This window comes from Vibrio sp. FE10 (assembly GCF_030297155.1).
Classification (GTDB): domain Bacteria; phylum Pseudomonadota; class Gammaproteobacteria; order Enterobacterales; family Vibrionaceae; genus Vibrio; species Vibrio apostichopi.
In genome coordinates this window covers 2,751,116-2,763,587 of record NZ_AP028067.1, presented here as the reverse complement: position 1 = coordinate 2,763,587, position 12,472 = coordinate 2,751,116, and the positions used below count along the sequence as shown (strand labels likewise).

The following is a 12,472-nucleotide window of genomic DNA, read 5'->3' as shown; positions in this document are numbered from 1 at the left end:
GGGTAGCACTGATTTCCGTATATACTTCTCGCCCATTTTCAAAGAGAACAAGAACATGAAAATTGCTTTAGGTATTGAATATAACGGTACCCACTACTTTGGTTGGCAGCGCCAACGAGACGTGAAAAGTGTCCAAGAAGAATTGGAAAAGGCTCTTTCTGTTGTCGCGAATCACCCTGTAGAAGTTATGTGCGCAGGCCGAACGGATGCCGGTGTTCACGGTACGGGACAAGTCGTTCACTTTGAAACTAATGTCGATCGTAAGATGGTGGCATGGACAATGGGCGCTAATGCCAACATGCCGAAAGATATTGCTGTTCGTTGGGCGACAGAAGTGAATGAAGATTTTCATGCTCGCTTTTCTGCTACCGCTCGTCGTTACCGCTACATTATCTTTAACCATGCACTGCGCCCAGGCATTCTTAATTCAGGAGTGAGCCATTACCATGGTCACCTTGATGAGAAAAAAATGCATGAAGCGGGTCAGTACTTGTTAGGCGAGAACGACTTCACTTCATTCAGAGCGACACATTGTCAATCTCGTAGCCCATGGCGAAATATGATTCACTTAAATGTGACGCGTCACGGACACTACATAGTGATCGATATTAAAGCGAATGCGTTTGTTCACCACATGGTGAGGAATATTACTGGCAGCTTAATTGCGGTAGGTAAAGGTGAGCAGAAACCAGAGTGGATCCAGTGGCTTTTAGAGGCTAAAGACCGAAAAGTAGCAGGCGCAACCGCAAAAGCGGAAGGTTTGTATCTGGTTGATGTTGATTATCCTGAACATTTTGAGCTACCACGAGAGCCAATTGGCCCTCTATTTTTACCGGATAATTTGAACTAAATGTGAGACTTAGGTTCAAAAATTATTACGGTTTCGTGCGTAAAATAGCGTGAGAAAATAGGTACAACCAGTTTTTTATCTACAGTCGCTGTTTTATGTGCTTTAATTCCCACGCATAATTCCCAAATTTATTTCTTTCGCAATCAAGCGGAGGAATCGAAACAAAAAGGTCTTCCATGAGTTGGCTTGAAAAGATTTTAGAAAAAAGCAACATCGTTACATCTCGTAAAGCGTCTATCCCTGAGGGTGTTTGGACAAAATGTACTTCTTGTGAGCAGGTTCTCTACCATGCTGAACTTGAGCGTAACCTAGAAGTATGTCCAAAATGTGATCATCACATGCGCATGAAAGCTCGTCGTCGTCTGGATACATTCCTAGACAAAGGTGAGCGTGTTGAACTAGGTGCTGATCTTGAGCCACAAGACAAACTGAAGTTTAAAGACTCTAAGCGTTACAAAGAACGTATCTCTACTGCTCAGAAGAACAGTGGTGAGACAGATGCATTAGTTGCAATGAAAGGCGAACTGCTTGGTTTACCTATCGTAGCGTGTGCTTTTGAATTCTCATTCATGGGTGGTTCAATGGGTTCTGTTGTTGGTGCTCGCTTTGTGAAAGCAGTAGACGCAGCTATTGAAAACAACTGTGGTTTGGTTTGTTTCTCTGCAAGTGGTGGTGCACGTATGCAAGAGGCGCTTATGTCTCTAATGCAAATGGCAAAAACCAGTGCTGCGCTAGAGCGTTTATCTGCGAAAGGCCTACCGTTTGTTTCAGTTATGACTGATCCTACAATGGGTGGTGTTTCTGCAAGTTTGGCAATGCTTGGCGATATCAACATCGGTGAGCCAAAAGCACTGATCGGTTTCGCTGGACGTCGTGTAATCGAACAAACTGTACGTGAAGACCTTCCTGAAGGTTTCCAACGCAGTGAGTTCCTACTTGACCACGGTGCTATCGACATGATCGTTGACCGTCGTGAGATGCGTCAGCGCGTTGCAAGCCTTGTTGCTAAAATGACCAACCAGCCTTCGCCATTAGTAGTTTCTGTGAACGATTCACCGAATGAAGCTACTTATGAAGTACCAGAAGCGCCAGAAAAAGGGTAAAGTACCTTCTAACAAACCTACTTAATTATGGTTATGAGTTAGATGAGTCAACAACCTATTCCTCAAGCCACATCCTCATTAGAGATGTGGCTTGATTATTTATCAAACATCCACACAAGCGCTATTGACCTTGGGTTAGACCGAGTTCAGGCCGTCGCCTCTAAGGCAAACCTCACCAAACCTGCTAAACACGTGATTACCGTTGCCGGAACTAATGGCAAAGGCTCAACATGTGCCCTAATGGAAGCTATTCTATTGGACGCTGGTTACTCCGTTGGTGTCTACAGTTCTCCTCACTTAATTCGCTATAACGAACGCGTTCGTATTAACGGCCAAGATCTGTCTGATGAAAAGATGGTTCAATCTTTCGACTTCATTGAGAAAGAGCGTGGTGAAATCAGCCTGAGCTTCTTCGAATACGGTACATTAGCCGCGTTACGTGCGTTTCAAACCGAAGCAGTAGATGTTGTTCTATTAGAAGTGGGTCTGGGTGGACGTTTAGACGCGACTAATATCGTTGATCATGACGTGTCTGTAATCACTAGCTTGGCTGTCGACCACGTTGATTGGCTGGGTGATGACATTAATGTGATTGGCTTTGAGAAGGCGGGTATCTATCGTAGTGGTAAACCCGCTATTTGTGGTCAACCTAAGCCACCGGCAACGGTTGCTGCACATGCTGATGATATTAAGGCTGAGTTCTACCAAGTGGGTATTCAATATACCTACGAAGTTAACGGCGATAGCTGGAATTGGAACAGCGGTGCATTTCGACTGGACGCATTGCCTATTCCTAGCTTACCGCTACCGAACGCGGCAACTGCATTAATGGCGCTAGGGACTTCAGAACTTAGCATCAGTGATGTCAATGTCGTTAACGGTTTGAACAACGCGCAGCTTCCAGGACGTATGCAACAAATTAGCGACCAACCCGTGATTGTGTTAGATGTGGCTCATAACCCACATTCTGCTGAGTATTTTGCACAACAAGTGACTCAAAAGTATGCAGGAAAAAATTTACACGTTGTAGTCGCCATGCTTCATGACAAAGATATTCCCGCGACATTGGAAGTATTAGCACCAATTGCATCACATTGGTACCCAGGTTCACTGCAAGGGCCACGTGCGGCAACAGCAGCTGAATTATGTCAAAGCCTCCCACAAGGTGTTGAGCAGCATTCAAACCCTGTAGCAGCGTTTGAAGCGGCTTTATCTGCTGTTAAAGGTGATGATGTTGTTTTGGTGGTCGGTTCTTTCCATACTGTTGGAGAAGTCTTGGAGCATTGGCAGAAAAAAGGAAACTAAATGGCAAGTAAATTCCAAAGCCGATTAGTCGGCACCATCATTTTAGTCGCGATTGGCGTTATCGTATTGCCAGACGTGCTTGATGGTAAGAAGCTCCATTATAAAGAGGAGTTTGCAAGCATTCCGATTAAGCCTGAGCTTGATAGTAATGTTGAGGTTTTTGAAGTACTCGACCCTGTTGAAGATCAGATTGCATTACCGGACTCTCCGGTTGAGCAAGTGATTGAAAGTGGCAATTCAGAAACCCAAACCGCGTCGGCTTCAAATAATAAAGAAGCAGACAAAGTGGCCGTGGTGGTTAAACCGGTACCTGAAAAAAATGAATACCAAGATAGTGCTTGGCTCATTCAATTGATGGCTTTGAAGAATGCTGACAATGCAAAAAGCATGGTTAAGGATCTACAAAAGCGCGGTTACCAAGCCCACACGAAGCAAGAAAAAACTTTTACGCGAGTAATTATTGGTCCCGATGTCTCTAAATCCAAACTTGAGCGACAAATTAAGGAATTAGAAAAAATTACGGGTTCAAAAGGCCAATTGCTCAAATTTAAACCGTTAAATCCATAAGAAAACGTTTGCGTCAGCATTTTTTCTGTTAAAATGCGCGCCAACTTAAGATGAAGAATTCATGAATTGGTTAGATTTTGTCATTTTAGGCGTGATCGGCTTCTCTGCCGTGATCAGTTTAGTTCGTGGTTTCGCTAAAGAAGCGTTGTCATTAGTTATTTGGTTTGGAGCATTTTTTATTGCTAGCCAGTACTACGCTAAATTAGCAATGTACTTCACCAATATCGAAGATGAGATGTTTCGTAACGGAACTGCGATAGCAGCATTGTTTGTTGCAACGTTAGTTGTTGGTGCCTTAGTTAACTATGTCATCGGTCAACTAGTTCAGAAAACAGGCCTGTCGGGTACAGACAGAATCCTCGGTGTCGTCTTTGGCGGTTTACGTGGTGTTCTGATTGTCTCAGCAGTGTTGTTTTTCATGGATGCGTTTACTGCATTCCCAAGTTCTGAGTGGTGGGAGAATTCGCAGTTGGTTCCGGAGTTTAGCCGAATCATTGCGCCGTTCTTTGAGCATTTACAAGCAACATCTAGTTTCTTATCTGGCGCGCTCTAGCGCCAGTTAATGTCGAAAATCGAGGATTAGGACATGTGTGGTATTGTTGGAATCGTGGGTTCAACACCTGTAAACCAGTCTATTTATGACGCTTTAACGGTATTGCAGCATCGTGGCCAAGATGCCGCTGGTATTTGTACCATAGAAAGCAATCGTTTCCGTCTGCGTAAGGCGAACGGTTTAGTTAAAGATGTTTTTGAAGCAAAACACATGCAGCGCCTCCAAGGTAACGTTGGTATTGGTCATGTTCGTTATCCTACAGCGGGAAGTTCGAGTGCTTCTGAAGCGCAACCTTTCTACGTAAACTCTCCTTTTGGCATCACGTTGGCGCACAACGGTAACCTAACGAATGCAAGTGAAGTTCGTGAGAAGTTGTTCGAAAAAGACCGTCGTCATGTCAACACAACGTCTGATTCTGAAGTTCTACTGAACGTATTGGCTCATGAGATCGATACGGTTAAAGGTAATGTGACTTCAGAAGATGTGTTCCGCGCAGTTGCAAACGTGCACCGCACTATTCGTGGTGCTTACGCAGTGACAGCGATGATCATCGGCCACGGCATGATCGCGTTCCGTGACCCACATGGTATTCGTCCACTGTGTCTTGGTAAGCGTGAAGTTAATGGTAAAACAGAGTACATGGTTGCATCTGAATCAGTAGCACTTGATGCTGTTGGTTTTGATTTCATGCGCGACGTAGCACCGGGTGAAGCTATCTACGCAACATTCGATGGTGAGCTTTTCACTAAACAATGCGCAGACAACCCACAACTAAACCCATGTATCTTTGAGTTTGTATACTTTGCACGCCCAGATTCATTCATCGACAAAATCTCGGTTTACAGCGCACGCGTTGAGATGGGTGAGATGTTAGGTAAGCGTATTAAAGAAGAGTATGCAGATCTAGACATTGACGTGGTTATTCCAATTCCTGAAACATCAAACGATATCGCGCTACGAATTGCTCAAGCGATTGATAAGCCATATCGTCAAGGTTTCGTGAAAAACCGCTACGTTGGCCGCACGTTTATCATGCCTGGTCAGCAACAGCGTAAGAAGTCAGTTCGCCGTAAACTCAACGCGATTCGTTCGGAGTTTAAAGGTAAGAACGTTCTATTGGTCGATGACTCGATTGTTCGTGGTACGACATCAGAACAGATCATTGAGATGGCTCGTGATTCTGGCGCAAGCAAAGTCTTCATGGTTTCTGCTGCTCCTGAGGTTCGTTTCCCGAACGTTTACGGTATTGATATGCCAAGCGCGACTGAGCTTATTGCTCATGGCCGTGATAACGAAACGATTTGTAAGCAGATTGGCGCAGACGCTTTGATCTTCCAAACGCTACCAGACTTAATCTCTGCTGTAGGTATGGGTAATCAAGACATCTCTCGTTTTGATACTTCGGTATTCAACGGCGAGTATGTAACGGGCGATATCGACCAAGCGTACCTAGATTTCCTAGATTCTTTACGTAATGACGATTCAAAGGTTGAGCGTGAGATTCAACAAGATCTTGCTAACCTAGAGTTACATAACGAAGGCGCTTAGCGTACTCATAAAAAATGAATAATAAAAAACCAGAGCATCGGCTCTGGTTTTTTTGTTTGCGGGGAAGGGGATTGAATCTTAGTGAATGTGGTATGCGATCACAAAATCGATAAACAATCTAACCTTCTCAGGCAGGTGGTCTTTGTGGTTATAAAGCATGTAAATATCACGAGGGTTAGCACTCCAGTCTTCTAAGACTTGTACTAAGCTGCCATCTTCAATGTATTCACGGATCATTACATCAGGCATTAGGGTGATACCTAGGCCCTCAGAACAGGCTTGTCTCACGACATTAAGCGCATTCGCATTGAAACGACCTTTCTCGCTGTTGACCACTGTCTCTTCATTCGAGTTACTCAGTTGCCACTTAATGAGTGGGTAACCTTTGAGTAGAGAATGATTCGCCAGTTCTTCTGCGTGGCTTGGCGCTGGGTTCTTCGCTAAATAGTCTGGGCTTGCGATCAGAATGTCTTTGACCTCACTGATCTTTCTGGCAATTAAGCTTGAGTCACGCTGCGGACCGACTCTGAAAATGACATCCCACTCTGTTGGGTCGAGCTGATCAGCTTGGTTATTCATCATTAACTCAATATTGATATCAGGGTATTGAGTCATGAATTCGCTGAACATCGGCATCATCATGCGCTTAGTCAGGTTGGAGGGAGCGGTAATACGAATCTTCCCTGAAGCCCCTTTACACACGTCCGTGAGCTCTTCTGCAGTAGAAGACAGACGTTGCAGTAACGGAGAGCATTCATTGAAAAAACGTTCGCCAGCCTCTGTTAAAGAGAGTTTACGCGCGTGTCTATTGAGAAGCCTTAGGTTCAAAGAATCTTCTAGGGCTTGGATGCGTCGTGTAATGGTCGCAACCGGAATCATAGTCTTGCGCGATGTTGCGGTGTAGCTCCCATTTTCAACGACGAGTCGAAAGAGGTTTAAATCATCTAATTTCATAAATCCAGACACATTTGTTTACAATCTCATCTAATTTATACGTAACAGTGAGATCAATGTTTGCGTTACGTCAACTCGTTGCACTATTTACAAGTATTCCAACCCTCGTCACGAATTACCAGTAAAGAGTGCACATTTGTGTATTTAGCATTTTATTACTAAGTTTTATATTAGTTCTTAGAACGGATAACAATAATAATTCGACTTAGTTTTGTGAGGTTATAGATTATGTACAAAACTCACAGTCAGCCAGTAATGACCTCGGCTCAGGAAGTTCCCAACCAGAAATGCGTTATGTTGGTTGATGATGATCCTATTTTTCGCCGTATAACCAGCGCTTACTTAGATAAGATTGGTTATAAAGTGGTTGAGGCTGAAAATGGACTGGACGCTCTGCAAAAACTTAGAGACTCAGCGCCAGATTTAATTGTGTGTGACTTATCAATGCCGATTTTGGACGGCATCGAGCTAGTAGAAGAGCTCAGCTTGGAGTACCCGTCATTGCCTATGATCGTTGTATCAGGGACCGATGACATGTCAGATGTCGCAAAAGCACTGCGTTTTGGTATCAAAGACTTTCTAGCAAAGCCTTTGGAAGATCATGGCCACTTAGGAAGTGCGATAGCGAATACATTAAAAGATTCGTTCGACAATATTTCAGATCAACGAGATTTCTCGAGCCAATGGTTTTGTGTCGATGATGGGGGAGAGATCCCTGAAGACCAAGAGCTGCATTGGCACCTAAATTACTTACAAGATAACCCAAGTGCTGCAAAAGACTTGCTGCATGCGTTGTTACCTGAAAAAGACACCAAGCAAGGTTCGTGGCGCTGTAGCTATAGATTGTTGCAGTCGACAGAAATGATGCCGCTTGTTTTTGACTACGCGTGGATGATGAACGGGCAATTTGCTTTTTACCTCGTTGATTCGTCGTCTGCTGATAATGGAGGCTCTGCAACCACATTGTTGGTGAGAGCTCTGTTCCATGACTACTTGAGAAACCGCAAAGATTTTAATGCTGATCTCAAAGATATTGCTGAAATTCTAGAAAAAGGAATCCAATGCTCTAAGTGTTCAACACCAGTTAACGCTTTGTTCGGTGTCGCCGATCTTGCTGAGGGAACCATTTCTATTTTACCTGCGGGTTTAGATGGGCAATGGTCAAATGGTGAATTGAATCAACATATTGCTGCAGGGGAGCGTTTGGGAGAAAACTGTAAGAAGAACTTCATTACTCGAGACCTGCCCATTCAGCAGGGATGTCAGTTGACATTGAGCCTACTGGGTTCGGCGAGCTTCAGCTTAGATATCCATCAAGGGTCAACCGATTAACCCTATTTTTCCTCGGTTTTTGTGAATAATTGATTAAGGTATAGTTGCGCAAATGGTGTGGCTATGCCTTTTTTGTTAAATATCGATTTAGCAAAGCGGGTTTGGTTCGCCAGATACTTACCTTTACTAACAAAAATAAGAAGCAATCATGGCAGATAACAAAGACTTTAAAGACCCGTTTAATGTATTCTATTTTCTCGGATTTTTAGCCGCATTTTTAATGATTCCATTGCTACCAGCAACACTAACGTTGATTCGTGTATTCAATGGTTACGCAACATTCTAGTTAAGTTATTTTAGTCAACCTATGATAGCTAGCTCAAGGAGGCCACAATTAGCGTTCGAGTTATAAGCCTGAATATTGCTGGTGGCCTTTGTATATTCCTCGCGGTTTTAGGTATTGTTTTACCTGTTCTGCCCACAACACCTTTCCTTCTTCTTGCTAGCGCATGCTTCATGCGAAGCAACCCTAGAGTTCACAAATGGATGCATGAGCATAAAACGCTCGGTCCGTTATTGAACAATTGGTATCAACACGGTGCTGTGACCAAACAAGTTAAAACGCGTGGCGTATTCTTTATCTTGTTGAGTTTTGCGTTATCGATCTACTTTGCCCCGATCATTTGGGTCAAGGCCTTCCTAATTTGTGTACTTGTTATTCTTCTCACATGGTTTATGCGACTTCCAACCCATGAGTTGGTTGCTGACAGCAAAGAAAATCACTACCATTAAGCCAGTGTGCCTGCTTCAATAGCGGGCGTTTATTATTTCAGCAATCAGAGTTATGACTCTCGTTGCAATGAATACCAATCGTACCTTTCCTTAATCCAGTGCATTAACGTGTTTGACTCGTTAGTGAGAGTTTGGAAAGCGGCCTAATGAAGTGCATAAGATTATGAACACAGAAAAAATCGCTCTGATCAAAGCAAGCATCAAAACCATTCCTGATTACCCAAAAGCGGGTATTTTATTCCGTGACGTGACAAGCTTGATGGAAGATCCAGCCGCGTACAAAGCGACTATTGAACTGTTAGCGGAAACTTATAAGGACATGGGCTTTACTAAGATCGTGGGTACTGAAGCACGCGGTTTCTTGTTTGGTGCGCCTTTAGCTCTAGAGCTAGGTGTTGGCTTTGTTCCTGTTCGTAAGCCAGGCAAGCTGCCTCGTGAAGTCGTGGCGCAATCTTATGAGCTTGAGTACGGTACGGATACGTTAGAAATCCATACGGATGCTATTGTTGAAGGCGACAAAGTACTTATGGTTGATGACTTGCTAGCAACTGGCGGTACGATTGAAGCAACAACTAAGTTGATCCGTCAACTTGGCGGTGTGGTAGAGCACGCTGCATTCGTTATTAACCTTCCAGAAATCGGTGGTGAAAAACGCTTACAAGGTTTAGATCTTGAAGTGTTTAGCATCTGCGAATTCGACGGTCACTAATCCTTTCGGAATTATTCATGAGCTATCTTGCGTTAGCGCGAAAATGGCGACCAACCAAATTCAAAGAAGTGGTTGGTCAAGCCCATGTTTTAACAGCATTAGAGAATGCACTTAGCCAGAACAGGTTGCACCATGCTTACCTGTTCAGCGGAACTCGAGGTGTCGGTAAAACGACCATCGGCCGCTTATTTGCTAAGGGTCTAAACTGTGAAACAGGCATTACCTCAACACCTTGTGGTGAGTGTGCAACCTGTAAAGAGATCGATGAAGGTCGTTTTGTTGATCTTCTTGAAATCGATGCTGCATCTCGAACTAAGGTAGAGGACACCCGCGAGCTTTTGGACAACGTCCAGTACAAGCCTGCACGTGGTCGCTTCAAGGTTTACCTGATCGATGAAGTACACATGCTGTCTAGACACAGTTTCAACGCGCTTCTAAAAACCTTAGAAGAGCCGCCTGAGTATGTGAAGTTCTTGCTCGCAACGACGGATCCACAAAAGCTTCCGGTTACGATTCTTTCGCGTTGTCTCCAGTTTCATCTCAAGCCGATTAGCGTCGATAATATCCACGAGCAGCTCGATCATATTCTTGAACAAGAAAGTGTGACCTCTGAGTCTCGTGCACTTGGTATGATTGCCCATGCTGCTGACGGCAGTATGCGTGATGCGCTGAGTCTCACGGACCAAGCTATTGCGTTGGGTAACGGTAATATCGAAACGGACACTGTTGCTCATATGCTCGGTACGCTGGACACTGACCAAGCGATTCATCTACTTGAAGCTATCAGCAGTAAGCAGCCTCAAGTGGCGATGGCTTGCATCCAAGGTCTTGCCGAGAATGGCGTGGAATGGGATGGGTTATTGAGTCAACTTGCGACCCAATTGCATCGTCTGGCCATGTACCAAGCGCTGCCATCAACTTTAGATAAAGCGCAGCCTGATGCTGAACGTCTAGAGTTGCTTAGCAAAGCGCTGAGTCCACAAGATATCCAGCTGTACTATCAGATTGTGTTGAAAGGGCGTCAAGACCTACCATTATCACCAACCGCTCGTGTTGGCATTGAGATGGTGGTTCTGCGCATGTTGGCATTCAGACCTGCAGAGCAAATTAGTGCAACGGCTATCTCGACTGAGTCGACTAGCCCTGCACCAGCAGCTCAAGGACAGGCTCCAGCGCAAAGCGTTGCTCAGCGTGTGAGTCAACCTGCGTCAATGGCCGCTCCGAGACAGCCAGTTCAGGCTCCTGCGGTTTCACAGCCTCAAGTGCAGCAACAAGCGCCTCAACAAGCTCCTGTTCAGCAGCCTGTGCAGCAGCAACAACATCAACAACAGAACCCGGCACAATATTCAGATTCGCAAGGTTACGCTGATCATTCAGGCAACCAAGGTTATCCAGAACAGGATTACCCGCACAGTCAGTATGACGCACCACCGGCTTATGACGAACGTCCAAGCTACGGTGCGGAGCAAGCGATGAGTCCTGCGACTCAGCAAATGCCACCACAGCAGAATCAAGCGACGAACCAGAGCCAGCCTCAACAGGTAAGCGCTGAACCGACGCAACAAGAACAACCAGCACGCTCTTCATCGCCAGTAAGTGGTTTACGCCACCAACTACGTTCTCAACGCAGAGGCAGTGCAGCTCCAGAAAGCAAAGGTTCAACGCCAAAAAAGGCTAAAGCGACACCAGCTAAAACTTCAGTTCTTGACCGAGTTGCTCAGCAACACGGTGGTTCTGAGCGGGTGTCGCCAGCTTCTTTAAAGACCTCTTCGACAGAAAATGTTACCAATGATAATGAACCTTATCGTTGGAAACCGTCTAAACCTGTAGTAAAAGAAGTCAGCAAAGAGCTTACACCTACTCAGATCAAGCGCGCGCTTGAGCATATTAAGACACCAGAAATGGTCGAGAAATTGCTCAAAGAATCTATTGCTCAAGATGACTGGTCTGCCATGATTCAAAAGCTAGAGACCGCGAAGCTTGTGGAACAGTTAGCGTTGAACTCAGTGTTCGATAAAAATGGCACTTCGATTGCCTTAACGCTGAGAGCAAGCCAAGCCCACTTGAATACCGACCGTGCACAAAGCGAGCTATTACAGTCGCTCAATGCTGTACTGGGAGAAGAGTGTCATTTGAGCGTGGAAATCGGCGATGGTGGAGAAACGCCACTAGAATTAAGAGAAAGGCTGTATCAAAGCAAGTTGAAAGACGCGTTTTCCAGTTTGGAGAATGATGCCAACGTACAGTTTATCGAAAGACGTTTTGCTGCCGAGCTTGATAGAGATAGCGTTCGTCCAATATAACGTTTCTCCAATGCAACGTTCTATCAGGATAGGTACATCTTTCATTTAGTGATGGGCATATCATCCTTGGAAAGCAAATCAGAGAACTGAACTCGTGGGGTTGAATCACAGAGCTTTAACCCCCATTTAAGCCCTTAGTAGCTTAAATGATTTTAATAAACCAATTAGACCAGAGAGTAATAACATGTTTGGTAAAGGCGGTATGGGCAACATGATGAAGCAAGCCCAGCAAATGCAAGAGCGCATGCAAAAGCTTCAAGAAGAAATCGCAAATATGGAAGTTACAGGTGAGTCAGGTGCTGGCCTTGTAAAAGTTACGATTACTGGTAGTCACAGTGTTCGTCGCGTTGATATCGATGAAAGCCTAATGGAAGACGATAAAGAGATGCTTGAAGATCTTATCGCAGCCGCTTTCAACGATGCAGCTCGTCGTGTTGAAGAGACACAAAAAGAGAAAATGGCTGGCGTAACTGGTGGGATGCAACTTCCACCAGGTATGAAAATGCCTTTCTAAGC

13 protein-coding genes are annotated in these 12,472 nt (G+C 44.8%); 12 read left to right on the top strand and 1 reads right to left on the bottom strand.

Annotated features, from left to right (window positions below):
- The first annotated feature begins 55 nt into the window (after positions 1-55).
- From truA to purF, 6 genes are all read left to right on the top strand, one after another.
- Positions 56-850 carry a tRNA pseudouridine(38-40) synthase TruA gene (truA, locus tag QUF19_RS12285; RefSeq protein WP_004734161.1) on the top strand — a complete coding sequence of 265 codons (795 nt, stop codon included), beginning with the start codon at positions 56-58 and terminating at the stop codon, positions 848-850.
- A 176-nt stretch (positions 851-1,026) separates the two neighbouring features.
- Entirely contained in the window at positions 1,027-1,953 is a 927-nt protein-coding gene (gene accD, locus QUF19_RS12280) for an acetyl-CoA carboxylase, carboxyltransferase subunit beta (protein WP_017106162.1), read from the top strand.
- 42 nt (positions 1,954-1,995) lie between these two features.
- The gene (folC, locus tag QUF19_RS12275) at positions 1,996-3,258 is read left to right on the top strand and encodes a bifunctional tetrahydrofolate synthase/dihydrofolate synthase (RefSeq protein ID WP_286294196.1); all 1,263 of its coding nucleotides are present in this window, start codon (positions 1,996-1,998) and stop codon (positions 3,256-3,258) included.
- Positions 3,259-3,825 (top strand): SPOR domain-containing protein, encoded by a 567-nt coding sequence (locus QUF19_RS12270; RefSeq protein ID WP_102438841.1) that lies wholly within the window; start codon positions 3,259-3,261, stop codon positions 3,823-3,825. It begins immediately after the preceding gene.
- A 61-nt stretch (positions 3,826-3,886) separates the two neighbouring features.
- On the top strand, positions 3,887-4,378 hold the full coding sequence (locus QUF19_RS12265; protein WP_004734165.1) for a CvpA family protein: 492 nt from the start codon (positions 3,887-3,889) through the stop codon (positions 4,376-4,378).
- A 33-nt stretch (positions 4,379-4,411) separates the two neighbouring features.
- Complete coding sequence (gene purF, locus QUF19_RS12260; RefSeq protein ID WP_286294191.1) at positions 4,412-5,926, top strand: amidophosphoribosyltransferase; 1,515 nt, start codon at positions 4,412-4,414, stop codon at positions 5,924-5,926.
- A 78-nt stretch (positions 5,927-6,004) separates the two neighbouring features.
- On the opposite strand, the gene QUF19_RS12255 is transcribed toward purF, so the two are convergent.
- Positions 6,005-6,880, bottom strand: a complete 876-nt coding sequence (locus QUF19_RS12255; RefSeq protein WP_004734167.1) for a LysR family transcriptional regulator — start codon at positions 6,878-6,880, stop codon at positions 6,005-6,007.
- 228 nt (positions 6,881-7,108) lie between these two features.
- On the opposite strand from QUF19_RS12255, the gene QUF19_RS12250 reads away from it, so the two are divergent.
- The 6 genes from QUF19_RS12250 (at position 7,109) to QUF19_RS12225 (ending at position 12,470) form a co-directional block, all read left to right on the top strand.
- Positions 7,109-8,212: a response regulator gene (locus tag QUF19_RS12250; protein ID WP_102438839.1), complete on the top strand. Its 1,104-nt coding sequence runs from the start codon at positions 7,109-7,111 to the stop codon at positions 8,210-8,212.
- Positions 8,213-8,360: 148 nt separating this feature from the next.
- Positions 8,361-8,498 carry a hypothetical protein gene (locus tag QUF19_RS12245; RefSeq protein WP_017106167.1) on the top strand — a complete coding sequence of 46 codons (138 nt, stop codon included), beginning with the start codon at positions 8,361-8,363 and terminating at the stop codon, positions 8,496-8,498.
- Positions 8,499-8,572: 74 nt separating this feature from the next.
- Complete coding sequence (locus tag QUF19_RS12240) at positions 8,573-8,944, top strand: YbaN family protein (RefSeq protein ID WP_286298886.1); 372 nt, start codon at positions 8,573-8,575, stop codon at positions 8,942-8,944.
- 163 nt (positions 8,945-9,107) lie between these two features.
- A complete protein-coding gene (gene apt / locus QUF19_RS12235) occupies positions 9,108-9,653 on the top strand; it encodes an adenine phosphoribosyltransferase (RefSeq protein WP_017106168.1) in 546 nt (181 codons plus the stop codon).
- 17 nt (positions 9,654-9,670) lie between these two features.
- Positions 9,671-11,956: a DNA polymerase III subunit gamma/tau gene (gene dnaX / locus QUF19_RS12230; RefSeq protein ID WP_286294187.1), complete on the top strand. Its 2,286-nt coding sequence runs from the start codon at positions 9,671-9,673 to the stop codon at positions 11,954-11,956.
- A 184-nt stretch (positions 11,957-12,140) separates the two neighbouring features.
- On the top strand, positions 12,141-12,470 hold the full coding sequence (locus QUF19_RS12225; RefSeq protein WP_009848672.1) for a YbaB/EbfC family nucleoid-associated protein: 330 nt from the start codon (positions 12,141-12,143) through the stop codon (positions 12,468-12,470).
- The last annotated feature ends 2 nt before the right edge of the window (positions 12,471-12,472 follow it).

What these genes read in the sequence shown, in the direction of transcription:
- truA (WP_004734161.1), top strand. Translation starts at nt 56, where the DNA reads ATGAAAATTGCTTTAGGTATTGAATATAACGGTACCCACTACTTTGGT.
- accD (WP_017106162.1), top strand. Translation starts at nt 1,027, where the DNA reads ATGAGTTGGCTTGAAAAGATTTTAGAAAAAAGCAACATCGTTACATCT.
- folC (WP_286294196.1), top strand. Translation starts at nt 1,996, where the DNA reads ATGAGTCAACAACCTATTCCTCAAGCCACATCCTCATTAGAGATGTGG.
- QUF19_RS12270 (WP_102438841.1), top strand. Translation starts at nt 3,259, where the DNA reads ATGGCAAGTAAATTCCAAAGCCGATTAGTCGGCACCATCATTTTAGTC.
- QUF19_RS12265 (WP_004734165.1), top strand. Translation starts at nt 3,887, where the DNA reads ATGAATTGGTTAGATTTTGTCATTTTAGGCGTGATCGGCTTCTCTGCC.
- purF (WP_286294191.1), top strand. Translation starts at nt 4,412, where the DNA reads ATGTGTGGTATTGTTGGAATCGTGGGTTCAACACCTGTAAACCAGTCT.
- QUF19_RS12255 (WP_004734167.1), bottom strand. Translation starts at nt 6,880, where the DNA reads ATGAAATTAGATGATTTAAACCTCTTTCGACTCGTCGTTGAAAATGGG.
- QUF19_RS12250 (WP_102438839.1), top strand. Translation starts at nt 7,109, where the DNA reads ATGTACAAAACTCACAGTCAGCCAGTAATGACCTCGGCTCAGGAAGTT.
- QUF19_RS12245 (WP_017106167.1), top strand. Translation starts at nt 8,361, where the DNA reads ATGGCAGATAACAAAGACTTTAAAGACCCGTTTAATGTATTCTATTTT.
- apt (WP_017106168.1), top strand. Translation starts at nt 9,108, where the DNA reads ATGAACACAGAAAAAATCGCTCTGATCAAAGCAAGCATCAAAACCATT.
- dnaX (WP_286294187.1), top strand. Translation starts at nt 9,671, where the DNA reads ATGAGCTATCTTGCGTTAGCGCGAAAATGGCGACCAACCAAATTCAAA.
- QUF19_RS12225 (WP_009848672.1), top strand. Translation starts at nt 12,141, where the DNA reads ATGTTTGGTAAAGGCGGTATGGGCAACATGATGAAGCAAGCCCAGCAA.